This window comes from Paracoccus onchidii, assembly GCF_028294535.1.
In the GTDB taxonomy this organism is placed as follows: domain Bacteria; phylum Pseudomonadota; class Alphaproteobacteria; order Rhodobacterales; family Rhodobacteraceae; genus Paracoccus; species Paracoccus onchidii.
In genome coordinates this window covers 172,585-190,093 of record NZ_JAQBIE010000009.1, presented here as the reverse complement: position 1 = coordinate 190,093, position 17,509 = coordinate 172,585, and the positions used below count along the sequence as shown (strand labels likewise).

General features: G+C 61.4%; 13 protein-coding genes and 1 tRNA gene. 7 read left to right on the top strand and 7 right to left on the bottom strand.

Annotated features, from left to right (window positions below; all coding sequences use genetic code 11):
* Positions 1–503: 503 nt before the first annotated feature.
* From PAF17_RS08860 to PAF17_RS08850, 3 genes are all read right to left on the bottom strand, one after another.
* Positions 504–1,943, bottom strand: coding sequence for an IS1182 family transposase (locus PAF17_RS08860; RefSeq protein WP_271888734.1), 1,440 nt, complete (start codon positions 1,941–1,943; stop codon positions 504–506).
* A gap of 89 nt (positions 1,944–2,032) precedes the next feature.
* Entirely contained in the window at positions 2,033–3,826 is a 1,794-nt protein-coding gene (locus PAF17_RS08855) for a site-specific integrase (RefSeq protein ID WP_271888733.1), read from the bottom strand.
* Positions 3,827–3,941: 115 nt separating this feature from the next.
* A tRNA-Gln gene (locus PAF17_RS08850) sits at positions 3,942–4,016 on the bottom strand.
* 95 nt (positions 4,017–4,111) lie between these two features.
* Between PAF17_RS08850 and PAF17_RS08845 the strand changes: the two genes are divergently transcribed.
* Positions 4,112–5,296 (top strand): BaiN/RdsA family NAD(P)/FAD-dependent oxidoreductase, encoded by a 1,185-nt coding sequence (locus PAF17_RS08845; RefSeq protein WP_271888732.1) that lies wholly within the window; start codon positions 4,112–4,114, stop codon positions 5,294–5,296.
* 45 nt (positions 5,297–5,341) lie between these two features.
* Here the strand turns inward: PAF17_RS08845 and kdsA are convergent, their stop codons facing one another.
* The 3 genes from kdsA to PAF17_RS08830 all read right to left on the bottom strand — a co-directional run bounded on the left by kdsA (position 5,342) and on the right by PAF17_RS08830 (position 8,608).
* Positions 5,342–6,184, bottom strand: coding sequence for a 3-deoxy-8-phosphooctulonate synthase (gene kdsA / locus PAF17_RS08840; protein ID WP_271888731.1), 843 nt, complete (start codon positions 6,182–6,184; stop codon positions 5,342–5,344).
* Positions 6,181–7,854, bottom strand: coding sequence for a capsule biosynthesis protein (locus PAF17_RS08835; RefSeq protein WP_271888730.1), 1,674 nt, complete (start codon positions 7,852–7,854; stop codon positions 6,181–6,183). Before PAF17_RS08835 ends, kdsA begins: the two co-directional genes overlap by 4 nt.
* A 100-nt stretch (positions 7,855–7,954) precedes the next feature.
* Positions 7,955–8,608: an ABC transporter ATP-binding protein gene (locus PAF17_RS08830; RefSeq protein WP_271888729.1), complete on the bottom strand. Its 654-nt coding sequence runs from the start codon at positions 8,606–8,608 to the stop codon at positions 7,955–7,957.
* A 157-nt stretch (positions 8,609–8,765) separates the two neighbouring features.
* On the opposite strand from PAF17_RS08830, the gene PAF17_RS08825 reads away from it, so the two are divergent.
* Positions 8,766–9,359: a uracil-DNA glycosylase family protein gene (locus tag PAF17_RS08825; protein ID WP_271888728.1), complete on the top strand. Its 594-nt coding sequence runs from the start codon at positions 8,766–8,768 to the stop codon at positions 9,357–9,359.
* On the opposite strand, the gene PAF17_RS08820 is transcribed toward PAF17_RS08825, so the two are convergent.
* Positions 9,338–9,883, bottom strand: a complete 546-nt coding sequence (locus tag PAF17_RS08820) for a carboxymuconolactone decarboxylase family protein (protein WP_271888727.1) — start codon at positions 9,881–9,883, stop codon at positions 9,338–9,340. The genes PAF17_RS08825 and PAF17_RS08820 overlap by 22 nt on opposite strands.
* Positions 9,884–9,924: 41 nt before the next feature.
* On the opposite strand from PAF17_RS08820, the gene PAF17_RS08815 reads away from it, so the two are divergent.
* The 5 genes from PAF17_RS08815 to PAF17_RS08795 all read left to right on the top strand — a co-directional run bounded on the left by PAF17_RS08815 (position 9,925) and on the right by PAF17_RS08795 (position 17,508).
* Entirely contained in the window at positions 9,925–11,265 is a 1,341-nt protein-coding gene (locus PAF17_RS08815; protein WP_271888726.1) for an aspartate aminotransferase family protein, read from the top strand.
* A gap of 211 nt (positions 11,266–11,476) precedes the next feature.
* On the top strand, positions 11,477–12,448 hold the full coding sequence (locus PAF17_RS08810; protein ID WP_271888725.1) for a TAXI family TRAP transporter solute-binding subunit: 972 nt from the start codon (positions 11,477–11,479) through the stop codon (positions 12,446–12,448).
* 83 nt (positions 12,449–12,531) lie between these two features.
* Entirely contained in the window at positions 12,532–15,360 is a 2,829-nt protein-coding gene (locus tag PAF17_RS08805) for a TRAP transporter permease (RefSeq protein ID WP_271888724.1), read from the top strand.
* Complete coding sequence (locus tag PAF17_RS08800) at positions 15,353–15,778, top strand: universal stress protein (RefSeq protein ID WP_271888723.1); 426 nt, start codon at positions 15,353–15,355, stop codon at positions 15,776–15,778. The genes PAF17_RS08805 and PAF17_RS08800 overlap by 8 nt, the downstream gene beginning before the upstream one ends.
* Before the next feature lie 59 nt (positions 15,779–15,837).
* Complete coding sequence (locus tag PAF17_RS08795; protein WP_271888722.1) at positions 15,838–17,508, top strand: formate--tetrahydrofolate ligase; 1,671 nt, start codon at positions 15,838–15,840, stop codon at positions 17,506–17,508.
* Position 17,509: the final 1 nt, after the last annotated feature.

Sequence of the window (17,509 nt, the reverse complement as noted above, 5' to 3'; positions counted from 1 at the left end):
TAAGGTTCAAGACGCGCCATCTGGGCATCGCTCAACCAGAAAAGATCAGACATGGTCACCGCTCTCTTTTTTGCGGTGAATCACGAACCCCCAAACAAATCAATGGGTCCTGAGCCTAGTAGTTGATATTGACAGCTGAGGCTAGCAGCGGCTGCAACGGCACGAACCAGAAGGACTGAGGTTTAGCCTCCAACTCGTTCGTATGGCGGACGTTCAAACGTGTAGCAACGAACTCCAAAATTCCACCCCGAACACTTGGCTCATCAGCTAACAGACCAGCGGATCGTGTCTGCTTTGGGCTGGAAGCGGCCATCTGCCGTGCGTGGCACGAAGGTCAGCTCAGGGCCGAAGCTGTGTGGAAACGGGCCGGCAGGGGCTGTCTGCTGCCGGTTTGCCCGGTTGCTCGCTTTCAGCCGCCTCCGACGCCCTTTGCGCGCTTGACGGCTTGCTGATCCTTTTCGGACAGAGCATGACGCCTACGCTTGAGTCACGGCAGCCCCCGATCAGGCGGCGATGGCCCGCATCAGGCCCCGAATGCCGATCAACGCGACCACCCGCTTGATGTTGTAGGCGAGGACATTCAGCGCCATCTCGGTGCGGACGTTCTTCAGCCTCCGGGTCAGGAAATGGGTGTGCCCCATCCAGGCCTTGAGGGTGCCGAACGGGTGTTCGACCGTGCAGCCGCGCAGGGTCATAGGATCTGCCTCCCCACCCAGCCTATCGCGCATCGCATCGACCAGATGCTCATACTCCCACCGGGTGATCCGGCGTTCCTTGCCGGTGGTGCAGCGGTGACGAAGCGGACAATGCTGACATTCGTTGGTCCAGTAGCGGCCGACCCGCAGCCCGTCCTCCTCGCGCGTGTAGCGGTAGGTCAGTTGTTCGCCTGCCGGGCAGACATAGACATCGCGGGCCGGATCATAGGCAAAGTCAGCCTTTACATACATGCCCTTGCCGCGGTTGCCCGATGTCTCGGGGCGCGGCACGGTTGTGGTGATCCCCGCCTGATCGCAGGCCAGGATCTGGGAGCCACTGAAATATCCCTTGTCAGCGATGGCATGCAGGTCGTCGCGCCGAAGAGCCTCCTTGGCGGCTGTCGCCATCGGGCTCAGTTGGTCGCGGTCGAAGCCCTGATTGGTCACGTCATGCACCACGATCAGATGCGTCTCGGTATCGACCGCGGTCTGGACGTTGTAGCCGACCATGCCACTGTGTCGGGTACTGGTCGCCATGGCCCGGGCATCGGGATCGGTTAGGGAGATCTGCCCGTCGGGCGCCTCGGCCAGGGCCTGTTCCATTGCCTTCAGCCGCGCGATCTCCTGCCGGATACGACCGTAGCGGCGGGCGAGATGGGCGACCTTGTCAGCCCTTGTCTCGCCGTCCTCCTGGCGGTCGATGCGAACCATCTCGTTGACATAGCGCTCAACGTCGGCCTCCAGATGTGCGAGGCGGCTGGCGATCTTGTTCTTGGTGAAGTTCCGGTCACGGTTGTTCACCGCCTTGAACTTGCTGCCGTCGATGGCCACGCAATCGCCCCTCAGCACCCCGATCCGCCGGCGCAGCTCCACGAACTGCGCGCAGGTCCTGCGGATCACTGCCCCGTTATCGCGCCGGAAATCGGCGATGGTCTTGTGGTCGGGCACCAGGCGGCCGGTCAGCCACATCAGCTCGACATTGCGACCCGCCTCACGCTCCAGGCGACGGCTGGACGGGATGCGGTTCAGATAGCCGTAGATGAAGAGCTTCAGCAGCACAGCCGGATGGTAGCCCGGGCGACCGGTTCGGGCGGGCGCACAACGCTCGAAGCCGAGCGCCGGAAGATCAAGCTCCTCGACGAAGAGGTCGACGACACGGACCAGGTGATCCTCGCCGATCCAGTCCTCGAGACGATCAGGGAAAAGCGTGACCTGTTCCCGGTCGATGCCATCGATGAAACGTGCCATCCCTGCCTCCCACTGCCTTGCGAAAGCTTACCACGGGACAGCGTTTCCACACAGCCTCGGCCCAAAGCGGCCCCCAACTCTCCACCACCTCAGAACACCCTCGGCAGTGCATCGATGAGGGGCTTCAGGAGGGGCAGGGGTGTGCGCTGGCCGTAGCGGCGGTCCTCCTCCGAGCTGATGGCATGGCCCAGCAGGTGGTGGCGCGAGAGGTCCGGCACGTCCTGTCGGTAGCGCAGCTCGTCGGTGACGTAGTGGCGGAACGAGTGGAAGTTCTTCTTCGCGGCATCCTCGCCCAGCTGTGCGCGCAGCAGCTTGTGCCAGTTGAAGTTGATGGCGTCCGACAGCATGCCGCGCCCCTTGCGGCGCTTCAGGTCGGGGAAGACCTGGCCGGTCTCGGCCTGGGCGACATGCTCCATAAAGCCCAGCTCCAGCAGGTGCGGGTGGATCGGCACCTTCCGCTGCGAGGGGCGGTTCTTCAGCCGCCGGATCTCGGTCGGGCGGAAGTGGAAGGCTGCGATGCCGTCCTCGGTGACGATGTCTTCGCGCGCAAGGCCCGCGATCTCCTCGCGCCACGCGCCGGTATAGGCCGCGATCAGCGGCAGCCAGTAGAGCGCGTCCTTGATGACGAGATCGCCGGGCCGGGTGCGGCGCCCCGCGCTCTGGCAGCCCTGCCAGACGGGGCCTGCGAAGATGCGGCGCAGGTCGTCGCGGCTGAAGGGGGCGACCTTGTCCTGGTCGTCCTCGGGGTCGGTCTCGCGCAGATCGCGCGTGTCCAGAAGCGGATCGAGGCTAAGACCTTCCGAACGAGCGTGCTTGATGAGCTGCCCGACGAAGCCGAGATTGCGGTTGATGGTGGCGGCGGACAGGCCCTGTTTCCGGCCTGCGGTTCCCGCGGCCTCGATGATTTCCACAAGCGTCATGTCCCGTTCCTTCGGCGTCTTGCGATAGGTCGGGGGCAGGGCGTGCATGATGTTGCTGAAGGCCATCAGGTGTTCCTGCCGCAGCTTGCGGATGTCCTCGATGCCGGTGGCCTCGTGCAGCAGTTCGGCGGTCTTGCGGATCTGGTAGGCGGTCTTGTCCGTGACCCGCCCGCGCTTCTCCTTGCGGCTGGCGAGGCGGTCAGCGACGGCCTGGAGCGCGGGGTCGAAGGCGGGGGTAGGTTCCGGGGCAGGCGGCGCGGCATCCTCGGCAGTCGGAAGGGGCCGCCCCTCCCGCAGCCTGCCCGCCATCGCCATGGCATCGTCGAAGCCCCGGTCCAGCCCCGCTTTCGACGACAGCAGCGCCGCCGCGCGGCCATTGAGCCAGATGCGCTTGGCGTCGAAGAACTCGTGCCCGCTGATGCGTTCCTTGCCCGCGATGCCCGCCACGCGGCGCCTGATGCGGGTCTCGACCGGTTCGGTGGCCGCGTCGCGGCCCAGGATGACCTGGTATTCGTCGATGCGTTCCAGATCGGCCTCGGAATAGCCGCGCGCAGTCAGCTCGCGCCGCTCGTCCGCGTCCAGCTCCAGCTCGATGCCCTTGCGGGCGATGAGGCGCAGCGCCTCGCCCGCCAGATGGTCCTGATGCACGCTCTCGACCGGGTTGCCGGTCTGCGGCAGGTGGAACGCGGCGCGATCGCGCTTCGCTGATCGCTCCAGCTCCTCTCGGGTGACGGTCTCCAGCCATTCATGCGCCACCTGCGGCGTCAGTCCTTCCATGCCCATGCGGTCGAACACCCTCTCGCTCTTGGCGGTCACGATGACAGCCAGCCTGCGCGCTGTCCACGGGCAAGCGGTCCGCAGCGAGACCTGGAGGTTCGCGGCGGCGGATTCGGCACGTTTGGGAATGCGGCGGCGCCAGGTGTAGATCGCGCCCCGGCGGAAGACGAAATTGGCAATGCCCATGGCAGGCCCCTCGATTGGGGACGCAGGCTCCATGATGGACAGTGATGATGGACAATGGTCCAGATCGGCTGTCCGTCCTCGATAAGACGAGTTATCTCAATTGCTTACTGGAAGTTGGCTGGGGCGGTAGGATTCGAACCTACGATACACGGTACCAAAAACCGATGCCTTACCGCTTGGCTACGCCCCAACTGTGGAGCGGGGAATACCCAAGACTGAAAGGGGGTGCAAGTCGAAAATTGATGGAAACTTGTCAGTTTTGTGCCGGACCGCTATGGGCGCAGCATGGAACATGTAGATCTTGCAATTTTGGGTGCCGGGGCGGCTGGATTGTTCTGCGCCGGTTCGGCTGTGGCGCAGGGAAGGCGGGTGCTGGTCCTGGATCATGCCAGCAAACCTGCCGAGAAAATTCGAATTTCTGGCGGCGGCCGCTGCAATTTCACGAATCTCGCGTCCGAGCCTTCCCGGTTCATTTCCGCCAATCCGCGTTTTTGCGCCAGCGCGCTTGCCCGGTTCACGCCGACACAATTTGTTGATCTGGTCGATCGCGCCGGGATCGCCTGGCACGAAAAGACCTTGGGGCAGTTGTTTTGCGACGGAAAGGCGACGCAAATCACCGGGATGCTGTTGCAGCGGATGGGTGGGGCAGAGCTGCGGCTGGGTTGTGGTGTCAACGGTGTATCCCATGCCGGTGATCGCTTTCAGATTGCCACCGACGCGGCCCAGCTGAGTGCGGCATCGGTCGTGGTGGCAACCGGGGGTAAATCGATACCCAAAATGGGTGCCACCGGTATCGGTTATGAGATTGCGCAGGGGTTTGGCCTGCGTTGCCACGATACCGATCCGGGGCTGGTGCCCATGACATTTGCAGAACAGGATCTGGCGCTTTGCAAGCCCTTGGCCGGTGTTTCGGTCGAGGCCCGAATCCGCCATGGAAAGGCGAGCTTTCAGGATGCCTTGCTTTTCACCCATCGTGGGATCAGCGGTCCGGTGATCTTGCAGATCTCAAGTTTCTGGAAACCGGGAGAGACGCTGACGGTTGATCTGGCGCCTGCTGTCGATATCGCCGCTGCATTGAAGGCGCAAAAAGGCGTGGCGGGACGCATTGCAGCTGCAACGGCACTGGCGAAATTCCTGCCAGAGCGGCTGGCGCAGGCGATTGCGGCCGAACTGGGCCTTGGTGCTGCGCGTTTGGCCGATCAGCCGAACAAGCTGTTGGACAGATTGGGCAAGCGGGTCAACCAATGGCAATTGCGACCGGTCGGGACCGAAGGATACCGCACCGCTGAGGTCACACTTGGCGGTGTCGATACGCGAGATCTCGATGCCAGAACGATGCAGGCGCGCAAGGTTCCCGGATTGCATTTCATCGGCGAATGCGTCGATGTGACTGGTTGGTTGGGGGGCTACAATTTCCAATGGGCCTGGGCATCAGCAGATGCGGCGGGACGGGCGGCTCTGAAAGGATAGACGCCTGCCTTGCCGATTTCGGGTCGGTGAAGGCAGGCGGAACAGTCAGGCCATGACCGGTTCGGACTTGGCCAGGGCATCAAAACGCATCAGGTTGGCGATCAAGGCGGGCATCTGATCCAGCGGGATCATGTTCGGCCCGTCCGACGGCGCGTTGTCAGGATCCTGATGCGTCTCGATGAACACGCCGGCAACGCCTAGGGAAACCGCCGCACGGGCCATGACCGGGGCAAATTCCCGCTGCCCCCCCGAGGAACCGCCCTGGCCGCCCGGTTGCTGGACCGAATGGGTGGCGTCCATGATGACCGGATAACCCGTTCTCGCCATGATCGGCAAAGAGCGCATATCGGCGACCAGCGTGTTGTACCCAAAGCTGGCGCCGCGTTCGGTCAGCATAATTTTCTCATTGCCGGTCGAGGCAACTTTGTCCGCAACATTGGGCATGTCCCAAGGGGCGAGGAATTGCCCTTTCTTGACGTTCACGACGGCACCGGTCTTGCCTGCGGCCAGCAAAAGGTCGGTCTGACGGCACAGGAATGCCGGGATCTGGATCACATCGACATAGGTCGCGGCCAGCACAGCCTGCTCGGCGTCATGGACATCGGTCAGCACAGGGCAACCCAGGCGTTCGCGCAGGGTGGCCAGCATATCCAGCCCCTCTTGCACGCCCACGCCACGCCGGCCTTTCAGCGAGGTGCGATTTGCCTTGTCATAGCTGGCCTTGAAAACATAGCTGGCCCCGGCCTTGGCGCAGGCCTCGGCCATCTGTTCGCCAATCATCATGGCATGGTCCAGCGTTTCCAGCTGGCACGGGCCTGCAATGACGGTCAGAGGCAGGTCGTTGCCACATTCCAGATTGCCGATACGAATGTGTTTTGCTTTGGTCATGTGGATACCTGTTCGCGCAAGATCGAGGCTGTCAACGACAGCATGAGATAGATACCGGAAAATATCAGGAATGCCACCAGCGTATTCTGAAATGCCTTGGGATAGGTTGCCTCATCAGGAGCGACCGGTTTGACCGACTGGGACAGATAGCGCACCTGCTTGTTTGCCTCGATGCGCGCGGTTTCCATCTGGGCGGCGGCGGCGGCCAGCAATTCCTGGCGTGTTTGCAGTTCGCTTTCCGCGATCCGCAATTCGCCCGAGATCGCCGCCAGCGAATTGCGCGCCTCGTTGCCCTCGGTCAATTGCAGCCGTGTGGTGTCGATCAGCTCTTGCAGGCGCACAATATCGCCACGCACCGCCGCGACACGGCTTTGCAAAGGGCTGGCATTTGCCAGCAGCTGACCCAGTTCCAGTTGCTTTTCGTTCAGTTGCGTCTCAAGCGTGGCGATCTGGTTCATCACCACCGTGCCTTCGGCCACCGGGTCCAGAACGCCCAGTTCCTGCTGCAATTCCTGCACTCGGCGCTGCGCCGTCAGAACCTTTTCCTCGGCATCGCGATAGGTTTGGTTGGCACCCTCCATCTGGTCGTCGCGCAGACGCGATGTCATGCGATCGACCTGTTCTTCGGCATAGGCGATCAGCGCGACCGAAAACTCTTGGCTTTGCTGGGGATCGGGGGCGATCACCTCCATGTCCAGCACGCCTTCGGTAGGGTCATAGCCGATCTTGACCGATTTCAGATAAACCTCATAGGTGGCTTCGTTCGTGGCGTCCGGGGCCAGGCGTTTTACTGGATCGACCATCGGATCCTGATAGGCCTGCTTGAACCCCTTGTCGGCATCCAGTCGCAGCATGGCATCGCGTGAGGTCAGATAGCTTTGCACGGCAACCGAATCCGGGTTGGTCGCCAGTTGCGAACCACTGAGCAACCCACCGAGGCCAGACGATCCCGTGCTTTCGGCGCTTTGGATCTGAAACTGCGAATAGGTGGCATAGAGGGGGGTCGCGATGCGGAAATAATACCACCCGGTCAACAGTGTCGGCAGCGCCACAAAAAACAGCAGGCGCAGCGTCAGCATCATCAGACGGCGGCGACGGCGGCGCGCGATGTCGCGCTGGATGCGATAGATCTCGGCCGCCCGGCGTTCTTCGGTCAGCGCCTCGCGCGAAGGAAGTGGGGGATGCGCGGGGCCGACACCGGTGCCGGGCCTTGGGCCGGCATTCACAAGCGCCTGTGCTGGCGGGACCAGGGCCGGGGTGTTGCGTCCGGGCCGGGCGCTGGCCTGATTGCCGGCGCTGGACAGGATCTTGCCCAATGCCGCGCGCTGCGACGGGTCGATACCACGTTCGCGCAAGCGCAGCACGGCTTCTTCGTCGGACTGCACCTCGATTTGATGCAGGGCGGCGATCCGACGCGCAATCCGCAATTGGCGCTCGGTCAGCTTTTCATCGCGGATCGCCTGGAGCCTTGTGTCCAGATCCGCATCCTTGGGATCGGGTTGGGCCGGGCTGCCTTTCCCCGGCTCTTGGCCGTCGAGCGAAAGCCCGGCAAAACCGTCCTCGGGTGGATCCGTGCGCATAAAGCGTTCGCGGCGTGCCTGTTCGTCGGCATCATGGCCGGATGCGGCCGGGTTCGCGCCCTCGGCCTGATCATCTTCACGCTTGACCACCTGGATGCGGACGCCGGTCTGCCCCGGCTCCGCAGCAGGTTTGCCCCCGGAGCGGCCGGAGAGAACCGATTCAGTCGGAGATATATGAAAGCCGCGGGCCTTAGGCGGTGTAGTCATAATACTGCTTGGCCTCATCAAGGGATTCGAACATATACAATTTCCCGTCGCGCAGGATTGCCGCGCTTTGGCAGAATTTCTCGATCGTCTGGGGCAGGTGCGACACGATGATCACGGTCGAATTGCGCAACCTGTCAAACAGGACCGAGCCGGCCTTGCGATTGAACTCGACATCGGTCGTCTGGGGCATGCCTTCGTCGATCAGGTAGATGTCGAATTCCAGGGCCAGCAAAAGCGAAAATGTAAACCGTTGCCGCATACCTGCTGAATAGGTGCCCACCGGCATGTCGAAATATTCGTCGATATCGGTCAGCCAGCGCGTGAATGCGGACACGTAATCGGGGTCCAGCCCGTAAATGCGGGCGATATAGCGCGAATTCTCATTCGCCGAATGCTTGGGAACAACGCCCCCCATGAAGCCAAGAGGAAAGGAAATGCGGCATTCGCGCCGGATCATGCCCTCATCAGGTTTTTCCAGCCCGCACATCATGTTGATCAGCGTGGTCTTGCCGGTGCCATTGGGGGCCAGAATCCCGAGGGAATGCCCCAGTTCGACCCTGAACGAGGCCTGATCCAGAATGACTTTGCGTTGCGTCCCGGTCCAGAAAGACTTCGAGACATTATCAAATTCCAGCATGGCTGTTTGCCACCATCCGTAACTTTGGCCCGGCCGCCATGACAGCCACGGGGACCATAGGCGCGTATATGCAAGCTGTCCAGTTCCCTTCCTGATGCCTCAGGACTGCGGGGTGTGTCACCCTTCTTTCCCGCAGCATTTTCATTAGATAGGGGATATGTCGCTGTGTAATCGCATCAGTTCCTGCCAGATCTGCGCCGCACGTTTTGCCGCAACCGCCACGCGGCACAGCCCGCGACCAGTGGTCTGGTTTCGCCCGCAGGCGCGGTTGCTGATCGCCGGGCAAGCGCCCGGGAAACGGGTGCATGAAAGTGGCCGCCCATTTGATGACCGCTCGGGCGAGCGATTGCGCGACTGGATGGGCATAGATGCCGCGCATTTTTATGACCGGAACCGGGTCGCGATCGTGCCGATGGCCTTTTGCTTTCCCGGATATGACGCAAGGGGGGCGGATTTGGCGCCGCCGGCGATATGTGCGGCGACCTGGCGCGCGCAGGTCATGGCGCAGATACGCCCGCGCCTGACCTTGCTGATCGGTGGCCATGCCATGCGCTGGCATCTGGGCGCGCGAAACGTCACCCAAACCGTGCAGAACTGGCGGGAATATGCGCCCGCGGTGTTTCCGCTGCCCCATCCATCCTGGCGCAACACCGGGTGGCTGCGCCGTAACCCCTGGTTCGAGCGGGACCTGTTGCCCAGGTTACGTGCCGCAGTCGCCGCCGAGATGGATCAGGGGGCTGGGTCGGCCTGAAGCTGCGCGGCGATATCGTCATCTATCGGCACGTCGAAGCTGTTCACGATAAAACCTAGGACCGAATAAAAGCCGACCGTGGCCATCAGATCAAACAGGCCGGCTTTGCCGATCAGCGCCGAAACCGCATGCTGCGAAGCGGGCGACAACCTTGCATCCGCGATCAGTTCATCAACCGCCCCGGCCAGAATGCGATCATCTTCGCGCATGGCTTCCAGCGGGCCGGCCAACGACGCAATGCGCGCATCATCCATGCCCACCGCGCGTCCGCGACTGACGTGATGCGCCCATTCATAGGGCGAGGACAGATTGTGCCCGGTGCGCAGGATGACCACTTCGGATTGCTGGTCGCTCATGGCGCGATCACGCACGACATGCTGGCGCAGCGGCGCCCAGGCGGCAAGCAGCTGGGGGTGATGCGCCATGGTGCGATAGACATTCAGCTTTCCCGCAAAGCCTGCCTTCAAGTCATCGACAAGACCGGGCCAGTCATTGTCTGACAGGGGTTCAATTCTTTCGCTCATCAGCGCATCCTCACTTGTCTATCGACTCAGGAACAATCGTTATGTCGCATGTTTTTCCCCGCCACTGCCACGCCCAATTGCCGACTGCGGTCGGCGGAGAAGGGGTCTGGCTGATCGATTCCGAGGGCCGTCGCTATCTTGACGGATCGGGCGGTGCGGCCGTCAGCTGTCTGGGTCACGGAGACCGGCAGGTGACCGAGGCCGTCAAGGCGCAGCTGGACAAGCTGGCATTCGCCCATACCGGGTTTCTGACCTCGGAACCGGCCGAGGCGCTTGCCGATCTGTTGATTGCCCATGCGCCCGGCGATCTGGATCGGGTTTATTTCGTGTCCGGCGGTTCAGAGGCCACCGAAGCCGCGATCAAGCTGGCACGGCAATATTGGGTCGAGAAGGGGCAGCCCCAAAGATCACGCCTGATCGCACGTCGTCAAAGTTATCACGGGAATACGATTGGCGCGCTGTCGGCGGGGGGCAACGAATGGCGCAGGCAGCAATTCGGGCCGCTGCTTCTGGACGTCAGCCATATCGATCCCTGCTATGAATATCGTGACCGCCAAGAAGGGGAAACACCACAGGAATACGGTATCCGCGCCGCCGAGGCCCTGCGCGAGGAAATCGAACGTGTCGGCCCCGAAACGGTGATGGCGTTCATTGCCGAACCGGTCGTGGGTGCAACTGCAGGGGCGTTGGCCCCGGCACCGGGGTATTATCAGCGTATCCGCGAGATCTGCGATGAATATGGGATCCTGCTGATCCTTGATGAAGTCATGTGCGGGATGGGCCGAACCGGCAGCTTGTTTGCCTGCGAACAGGACGGTGTAAACCCTGACATCCTGTGCATCGCGAAAGGGTTGGGCGCGGGTTATCAGCCTATCGGCGCCATGCTGTGCAGCGCCGCGGTTTATGATGCGATCGCACAGGGCAGCGGGTTCTTTCAGCACGGGCATACCTATATCGGCCATCCGGTTGCAACGGCGGCGGGGCTTGCCGTGGTCAGCGCGATTCTGGATCGTGATCTGTTGTCGCGGATCCGCCAGAAAGGCGAAGTCCTGCAAACCGCGTTGGAGGCGCGTTTCGGACAGCATCCCAATGTTGGCGATATCCGGGGGCGGGGGCTGTTTCGCGGTATCGAGATCGTTGCCGACCGTGACAGCAAGGCCCCTTTTGATCCGGACCGCAAGATCGCGGCCAGGCTGAAAAAGGCAGCATTTGCCAAGGGGCTGATCTGCTATCCGATGTCCGGCACGATTGATGGGCAGCACGGCGATCATGTGCTTTTGGCTCCGCCCTTCATCATCACGGATGAAGAAATCGCGATCCTGGTCGATTGTCTCGATGCCGCGATGCAGGAGGTTCTCGGCGCAGCCGAAGCCACGGCCTGAACGAAGCGATTCTTATACGGGTCGGGCGCCGGGCCGGTTTGGCTCGGTGCGGACCTAATTTGTATAAGTTTTTGTCTTATAGGCAATATTGCGAATAGAGAGGTTTAGGGATTGCCAAAAGAGGCATTCGCGTTACCGTGAGGTGTAACCCGCGCCGCAAGCTGCGGGATATCAGTGATGTCAATTCCTGAAAGACATGGGAGAATCTTGCATGAGTACCCTTAAATCCATCCTGTTGACGTCGGCTTTCGCCCTTGGGGCCACCGCTGCTTCCGCCCAGGAGGAACGTTTCATCACGATCGGCACCGGTGGCCAGACCGGCGTTTACTACGTCGTGGGTCAGTCGATCTGTAGTCTGGTCAACCGCAAGACATCCGAAACGGGCATCAAATGTACCGCGCCTTCGACGGGTGGTTCGATTGCCAATATCAACGCCATTCAGGCCGGTGACATGACCATGGGCGTGGCCCAGTCCGACTGGCAGTATCACGCCTATGAAGGTGATGTGCCGGAATTCGAAGGCGACAAGCATTTTGAAGATCTGCGCGCCGTGTTCTCGGTCCACCCCGAGCCCTTTACCGTCGTGGCCCGCGCCGATGCGGAAATCGGCAACTTTGAAGACCTCAAGGGCAAGCGCGTCAATGTCGGCAACCCCGGATCGGGTCAGCGCGGCACGATGGAAGTCGTTCTGAATGCGATCGGCTGGTCGATGGACGATTTTTCGCTGGCATCCGAGCTGAAGCCGGCCGAGCAATCGGCGGCGCTGGGCGACAACAAGGTTGACGCGATCGTCTATACCGTCGGCCATCCGAACGGTTCGATCCAGGAGGCCACCTCGACCGTTGATGCGCGTCTGGTACCCGTGACCGGTGAAGCGATCGACAAGCTGGTCGCCGACAACCCCTATTACGCCAAGGCAACCATCCCCGGCGGCATGTATGCCGGCAATGACGACGATGTCGAAACCTTCGGTGTGAAGGCCACCTTCGTGACCTCGGCTGCCGCCGATGAAGATACCGTCTACGAAGTGGTCAAGACCGTGTTTGACAATTTCGACCGGTTCAAGGGACTGCACCCCGCCTTTGCCAATCTCGAGCCGGAAGCCATGGTGACCGAAGGCAACAGCGCGCCGCTGCATCCGGGCGCGGCGAAATACTATAAGGAACAAGGCTGGATCGAATAAGGCAGCTGGATAAGGGCGGCCCATGTGGCCGCCCTTCGCTCTTGAAAGAACAAGATAATACCCATCAACAAGGGGGTGACGCGATGAGCGAAGACGACGCAAAGAAGCAATCAGGCAAAGATCAGTTCGAAGCCAGCGCAGTTGAAATGGGCGGGGCAGGGCATGGCAATCTGTCCCAGACCGAGCTGGACGAACTTGTTGCCTCTTCTGACACCGGTGCGCGTACGCCGCCCGGTGCGGTGGGCAAGATCATCCTTGTGACCGCGCTTTGCTGGTCCTTGTTCCAGCTGTGGATTGCATCGCCCATCCCGTTCATGGTTGGTTTCGGCGTCCTGAACGATACTGAAACCCGTTCGATCCACCTCGCATTCGCGTTGTTCCTTGCCTATATGGCCTATCCGGCTGAACGGTCGCCTTTTCAGCTGGGCCTTGGCGTCGCCATTCCTGCGCTGATGACGGTCATGTTCATGATGGGCGCCAAGACCGGGGTGCCGGTCTGGTGGATCCCCATCATCGGTGCCGCCGTGATCGGAGCGATCCTGCTTGGCAGCCCCAAGAACTGGGTCCCCCCCTGGGAATGGGGGATGGCGCTGATCGCTGCGGCCGCGTCACTGTATATTTATATTTTCTATGACGATATCGGCACGCGGGTCGGTGCGCCGATCATGCAGGATTACGTGATCTCGGTTATCGGGTTGCTGCTGTTGCTGGAAGCAACGCGGCGCAGCCTTGGGCCGGCGCTGATGATCGTGGCCAGCGTCTTTCTGGTCTATACTTTCCTTGGCCCCTATATGCCGGGCATCATTGCACATAAGGGTAATTCGCTGGCCGAAGTCGTGAACCATCAATGGATAACGACCGAGGGTGTCTTTGGTATCGCGCTGGGTGTGTCCACCAGCTTTGTCTTCCTGTTCGTGCTGTTTGGCGCATTGCTGGACAAGGCCGGTGCAGGCAATTACTTCATTCAGGTCGCATTCTCGCTGATGGGGCACATGCGGGGCGGTCCGGCCAAGGCCGCCGTCGTCAGCTCGGCGATGACCGGCCTGATCTCGGGGTCGTCGATTGCCAATGTGGTGACGACCGGAACCTTCACGATTCCGCTGATGAAGAAGGTCGGGTTCAATTCCGAAAAGGCCGGCGCGGTCGAGGTCGCATCCTCGGTCAACGGCCAGATCATGCCCCCCGTGATGGGGGCCGCGGCCTTTCTGATGGTGGAATATGTCGGCATTCCTTACTTCGACGTGGTGAAGCACGCCTTCGTGCCCGCGTCGATCAGCTATATCGCGCTGGTCTATATCGTCCATCTAGAGGCGATGAAGGCGAATATGCAGGGCTTGCCGCGCGCCTATGAACCCGGCCCGCTGATGCGCCGCCTGATCACCTCGGCCTTCATGGTTGCCGCGATCTGTGCGCTGTCGATGCTGGTATATTACGGCATGGGCTGGATTCGTCCGACCTTTGGTTCCGCTGCGCCCTATATCGTCTTTGGGCTGCTGACGGCTGCGTATGTCGCGCTGCTGTGGGTTGCGTCCCGCGAGGAACCCCTGAAACTGGATGACCCGAACGAGCCGGTGACGGTATTGCCGCTGCCCGGGCCGACCGTGCGTTCCGGCCTGCACTTCCTGCTGCCGGTGATCGTGCTGGTCTGGGCGCTGATGGTGGACCGCCTGTCGCCTGGCCTGTCGGCCTTCTGGGCGACCGCCTACATGATCTTCATCCTGCTGACCCAGCGCCCGTTGATGGTGATGATGCGTGGCATGGATCGCACGGGCAACAGTTCGACCGCAGCCGCGATGCGGTCCGGTGTCGATGACCTGGTGGACGGCCTGATCTCGGGCGCGCGCAACATGATCGGTATCGGCATCGCGACGGCAACTGCGGGTATTATCGTCGGTGCCGTCAGCCAAACCGGCGTTGGTTCGGCCCTGGCGGATGTGGTCGAGGTTCTGTCCGGCGGCAACCTGATGGCGATCCTGTTGCTGACGGCGGTCTTGTCGCTGATCCTTGGGATGGGGCTGCCGACGACGGCCAACTATATCGTCGTTTCAGCCTTGCTGGCGCCGGTGATCGTGACGCTGGGGCAGCAGAACGGCCTGATCGTTCCGCTGATTGCCGTGCATCTGTTCGTGTTCTATTTCGGGATCATGGCCGATGTGACCCCCCCCGTCGGGTTGGCGTCATTCGCGGCGGCCGCAGTTTCGGGCGGAGATCCGATCCGCACCGGTGTCGTGGCCTTCTTCTATAGCCTGCGCACCGCCGCGCTGCCCTTCCTGTTCATTTTCAACACGGATCTGTTGTTGATAAATGTGGATTGGCTGCACGGGATCTTTGTGTTCGTGACCGCGACGCTTGCGATGTTGCTGTTTGCTGCGGCGACGCAAGGGTGGTTCATCACGCGCAACAAGATCTGGGAAACGGTGCTGTTGCTTGGCGTGGCTTTTGCGATTTTCCGGCCGGGGTTCTTCATGGATATGATCTATCCGCCCTATAACGATATGCCCCCCGCCCAGTTCGAGCAGGCGCTTGAAGAATCCGAGCCGGGTGCACCATTGCGGCTGCGTATCGCGGGGCTGGATGATCTGGGCGACCCGATCGAATTCTCGGCGCTGCTCGAAGTGCCTGCGGGCGATACCGGTGCCGATCGGCTGGCCGCTCTGGGAATCGATACGATCCAGAATGGTGAACAGGTCATTATCGACAATGTTGCCTTCGACAGCCCGGCCAAGGCCGCCGGCCTGGATTGGGATCAAGAGGTCCTGCTTGTGCGCGCACCAGCACCGGCACCATCCAAGTACTGGATCTATATTCCCGCGCTGCTGGTTCTGGCATTTGTTGTCTGGATGCAGCGGCGGCGCGCCGGACCCGGGCAGGGTTCGGCCACCCACAGGAAAGAGGGTCTGAGCCATGCTTGAGAAAGTTCTGCTGCCGATCGATTTGCAACATGAGGCAAGTTGGCAAAAGGCGCTGCCGCAAGCGCGTGCGCTGCTGGGAACCGGAGGAGAGCTGCATATCCTGGGCATTGTGCCCGATATCGGCAGTTCTCTGGTGGCCACGTTTCTGCCCAAAGGGTTCGAAAAGAAGGCCTTGCAGGAAATGCAGGATGCCCTGACAAAATTCGTCGAGCAAGAGTTGCCCGGCGATGCCAGTGCCCATGTTCATGTCGGGCATGGCCATGTCTCTGAAACGATCCTCAAACATGCCGCCGATCTGGGGGTTGATGCGATCGTCATGGCCAGTCACAAACCTGACGAGTTGCGCAGCATATTGGTCAGCAGCCATGCGCATTCGGTCACGCGGCATTCGCCGGTGTCCGTCATGATCGTGCGCTAACGCGGCATCGCGCGGCAGTGTCTTGTACCATTGCCGCGCGGATAACAGGCTGGAACTGAATGATCACCGATATCGAGATTGCGCGGCAGGCGAAGAAACGCCCGATTTCCGAAATTGCAGAGCGGCTGGGGTTGGGTGCGCATGACGTTCTGCCCTATGGGCATGACAAGGCGAAAATCTCTCATGATGCGGTGGCGCGGGTTGCCGCACAGCCTGCCGGACGGCTGATCCTTGTCACTGCGATCAGCCCGACCCCGGCGGGCGAAGGCAAGACCACAACCACGGTTGGCCTGGGTGACGGGTTGAACCGCATAGGCAAGCGCGCCACGATCTGTATACGCGAAGCCAGCCTTGGTCCCAATTTCGGCATGAAGGGTGGGGCCGCAGGTGGGGGGCGCGCGCAGATCGTGCCGATGGAGGACATGAACCTCCATTTCACCGGCGATTTTCATGCGATCACATCCGCCCATAACCTGCTGGCCGCGATGATCGACAATCACATGTATTGGGGGAACCGGCTCCGGATCGACAGTCGCCGCATTACATGGCGGCGGGTCATGGATATGAATGATCGGGCGCTGCGCGATGTTGCGATCGGGCTGGGCGGCGTTGCAAACGGCTTTACCCGCCAGACCGGGTTCGACATCACCGTCGCCTCTGAGGTGATGGCAATCCTCTGTCTGGCGCAGGATCTTGATGATCTAGAACAACGGTTGGGCCGGATCGTGATCGGTTATGATCTGGATCGCCGGCCTGTCACCGCGGCCGATCTGGATGCGCATGGTGCCATGACGGTTCTTCTGAAGGACGCATTGCAGCCGAATCTGGTGCAGACTCTGGAAAACAACCCGGCGCTTGTGCATGGAGGTCCGTTTGCGAATATCGCCCATGGCTGCAACAGCGTCATGGCGACGCGCACTGCGCTTGCGACCTCGGATTATGTGGTGACCGAGGCCGGGTTTGGCGCCGATCTCGGCGCCGAGAAGTTTTTCGATATCAAATGCCGACTGGCGGGTTTGTCGCCGGCTGCGGTGGTGCTGGTCGCGACCATTCGCGCGCTGAAAATGAATGGTGGCGTGGCCAAGGCCGATCTGGCGCAGGAAGATCCCGGTGCGGTGACGCGCGGTTGCGCAAATCTTGGGCGGCACATCGAGAACTTGCGCAGCTTCAATCTTCCTGTTGTCGTGGCGCTGAACCATTTCGACGGGGATCGTGATTCCGAATTGTCGGTGGTCTCTGATTTTTGTGCGAAACATGGCATCAAGATGGTGGTTGCCCGTCACTGGGCCCAGGGTGGTGAAGGGGCAGCAGATCTGGCCCGCGAAGTCGTTTCGCTGGCCGAAGGTGGCGCCGCCCGCTTTGCGCCGCTCTATCCGGACTCTGCCCCGCTTTGGGAAAAGATCGAAACGATCTGTGGCCGGATCTATCGCGCCGCACGCGTTGAGGCGGCGCCGGGTGTTCTTGCGCAGCTACAGGCATGGGAGGCTGCGGGGCATGGGCATATGCCGGTCTGCATCGCGAAGACACAGTATTCCTTTTCGACCGACCCGACCCGTTTCGGCGCGCCGGATGGGCATATCGTGCCGGTTCGCGAAGTCAGGCTGAATGCCGGGGCTGGGTTCATCGTCGCGATCTGCGGCGAAATCATGACGATGCCGGGGCTTCCGCGTTCCCCGGCGGCAGAACAGATCGGCCTGGATCATCACGGGCAGGTCAAGGGGCTGTTCTGAA

What these genes read in the sequence shown, in the direction of transcription:
- PAF17_RS08860 (WP_271888734.1), bottom strand. Translation starts at nt 1,943, where the DNA reads ATGGCACGTTTCATCGATGGCATCGACCGGGAACAGGTCACGCTTTTC.
- PAF17_RS08855 (WP_271888733.1), bottom strand. Translation starts at nt 3,826, where the DNA reads ATGGGCATTGCCAATTTCGTCTTCCGCCGGGGCGCGATCTACACCTGG.
- PAF17_RS08845 (WP_271888732.1), top strand. Translation starts at nt 4,112, where the DNA reads ATGGAACATGTAGATCTTGCAATTTTGGGTGCCGGGGCGGCTGGATTG.
- kdsA (WP_271888731.1), bottom strand. Translation starts at nt 6,184, where the DNA reads ATGACCAAAGCAAAACACATTCGTATCGGCAATCTGGAATGTGGCAAC.
- PAF17_RS08830 (WP_271888729.1), bottom strand. Translation starts at nt 8,608, where the DNA reads ATGCTGGAATTTGATAATGTCTCGAAGTCTTTCTGGACCGGGACGCAA.
- PAF17_RS08825 (WP_271888728.1), top strand. Translation starts at nt 8,766, where the DNA reads ATGTCGCTGTGTAATCGCATCAGTTCCTGCCAGATCTGCGCCGCACGT.
- PAF17_RS08820 (WP_271888727.1), bottom strand. Translation starts at nt 9,883, where the DNA reads ATGAGCGAAAGAATTGAACCCCTGTCAGACAATGACTGGCCCGGTCTT.
- PAF17_RS08815 (WP_271888726.1), top strand. Translation starts at nt 9,925, where the DNA reads ATGTCGCATGTTTTTCCCCGCCACTGCCACGCCCAATTGCCGACTGCG.
- PAF17_RS08810 (WP_271888725.1), top strand. Translation starts at nt 11,477, where the DNA reads ATGAGTACCCTTAAATCCATCCTGTTGACGTCGGCTTTCGCCCTTGGG.
- PAF17_RS08805 (WP_271888724.1), top strand. Translation starts at nt 12,532, where the DNA reads ATGAGCGAAGACGACGCAAAGAAGCAATCAGGCAAAGATCAGTTCGAA.
- PAF17_RS08800 (WP_271888723.1), top strand. Translation starts at nt 15,353, where the DNA reads ATGCTTGAGAAAGTTCTGCTGCCGATCGATTTGCAACATGAGGCAAGT.
- PAF17_RS08795 (WP_271888722.1), top strand. Translation starts at nt 15,838, where the DNA reads ATGATCACCGATATCGAGATTGCGCGGCAGGCGAAGAAACGCCCGATT.